The organism is Pseudorhodobacter sp. (assembly GCF_030452865.1).
In the GTDB taxonomy this organism is placed as follows: Bacteria; Pseudomonadota; Alphaproteobacteria; order Rhodobacterales; family Rhodobacteraceae; genus Pseudorhodobacter.
Genome location: NZ_JAKDLJ010000541.1, coordinates 1 through 1,908, shown reverse-complemented (window position 1 = coordinate 1,908; position 1,908 = coordinate 1). Strand labels below are relative to the sequence as shown.

3 protein-coding genes are annotated in these 1,908 nt (G+C 58.6%); 2 read left to right on the top strand and 1 reads right to left on the bottom strand.

Annotated features, from left to right (window positions below):
• A partial coding sequence (locus L0H65_RS19205; protein ID WP_301460794.1) for a 23S rRNA (adenine(2030)-N(6))-methyltransferase RlmJ occupies positions 1-780 on the top strand: 780 nt, incomplete at its 5' end.
• Positions 781-785: 5 nt separating this feature from the next.
• A complete protein-coding gene (locus tag L0H65_RS19200) occupies positions 786-1,079 on the top strand; it encodes a DUF1330 domain-containing protein (protein ID WP_301460793.1) in 294 nt (97 codons plus the stop codon).
• Positions 1,080-1,127: 48 nt separating this feature from the next.
• Here the strand turns inward: L0H65_RS19200 and L0H65_RS19195 are convergent.
• Positions 1,128-1,908 (bottom strand): MATE family efflux transporter (locus L0H65_RS19195; protein ID WP_301460792.1); only part of this gene is annotated, 781 nt, incomplete at its 5' end.

Below are 1,908 nucleotides of genomic sequence, written 5' to 3'. Positions count from 1 at the left end.
ATGCTCAGCTATCAACACCATTACCACGCCGGAAATCTGGCTGATGTTCACAAACACGCACTCCTCGCGTGGATGCTCGACTACCTGACGCAAAAAGACAAACCGCTGACCTATATTGAGACTCACGCCGGCCGGGGACTCTATGACCTGGGCGATGAGGCGGCATTGAAAACCGGCGAGGCGGCGCAGGGTATTTCCCTTTTGGAACAGAGCTTTCCAAAAGATCACCCCTATCGCCAACGCCTGAATGAGACCCGATTCAAATACGGCCCCAATGCCTATCCCGGCTCCCCCCTCATCGCTGCAATGACGCTGCGGGAACAAGACACCATCCATCTCGCCGAACTCCACCCCGGCGAAAACGCCATTCTTGCGGAGCATTTGGCCCAATGGGATGCCCATATCCGGCAAGAGGACGGCTTCAGAATGGCGCAAGCCATCTGCCCGCCCACCCCTCGGCGCGGCATGATGCTGGTGGACCCAAGCTATGAGGTGAAAGCAGAATATGACAGTATTCCCAAAGCCTTGTCCCAGATTGTTCGCAAATGGAACGTGGGCATCATCGCGCTTTGGTATCCGCTCCTGACCGCTGGCAGCCATGGCCCGATGCTAAGCCAACTGACACAAGCCTTTCCGGGTGCCCTGCGCCATGAGGTCCACTTCCCCCCGGTACGCGACGGGCATCGCATGATCGGCTCCGGAATGTTCATCATCAACCCGCCTTACGGGCTGGAAGCCGAGGCCAACCGCCTTTCCAACATGTTCAAAACAAAAGGATAAAACCCATGGTCAAAGGGTATTGGGTCGCCCATGTCGATATTGACGACGCGCAGGAATATGAGAAATACAAAGCCGCCAACGCTGCCGTTTTCGCAAGATATGGCGCGCGGTTCCTGGTGCGCGGTGCGCCGCAAGAACAAGTAGAAGGCAAGGGCCGCGCGCGAACGGTCGTGCTTGAATTCCCTAGCCTGCAAGCCGCCCGCGACTGTTATTTCAGCGCGGAATACCAAGCGGCAAAGGCGCTGCGCGATCCGGTATCAGCAGGAGATTTCGTGATCGTCGAAGGCTACGATCCATAACCGCCTCCCACCGATATTCTGATTGTTCGAAGAAAAATCGCAGGCCCGTCAGACCGCAACCTTCGGCGCATTGCCCCAAAACCGCCACATCAGCAACAGCGCCGCCACGCTCAACCCCGAGGTCAGACCAAGCCATAGTCCCGGCCCGCCGACGCCCAAAGGAAACGCTAAAACATAGCTGACCGGAATTCCAACGACCCAATAACTCAAGGCCGCGATCCACATCGGCGCCCGTGTATCCTGCATCCCACGCAGGAAACCCAGCGCCATCACCTGCGTCGCATCCACCATCTGAAACAACGCCGAAAGCGCCAAAAGAACCGTCCCGAATGCAATGATATCATCGCTTTGTGGGTTCGCGCGGTCCAAAAACAGCCCTATGATCGGCGCAGGCAGCATCACAAAAACCACCACCATCACCGCGCCAAAGCTCCAAGAAAGCAGCATCGCCACCCAAGCGCCATCGCGCAGCGATCGCACGTCGCCCTGCCCCATTGCACGCCCGACGCGCACTGTGGCGGCGTTGGACAGCCCCAGATGCACCATAAAGGCCAGCGCCGTCACCTCCAGCGCGATGCCATGCGCAGCCAGTTCCATCGTGCCGATCCAGCCCATCATCAGCGCGGAGGCCTGAAACAAGCCACCCTCCGCCAAACCGGTCAGACCAATCGGCCAGCCGAGCCGATAGACCTGCACCATCGCCTGCCAATCCGGCCGCCAAAAGCGCTGAAACAACGCAAACCGCCGTAATTCCGGCAGCCAATGTGCATAACCCGCAAGTGCCGCAAAGGTCAAAATCTGCGTGAAAACCGACGCGATCGCCGCCCCG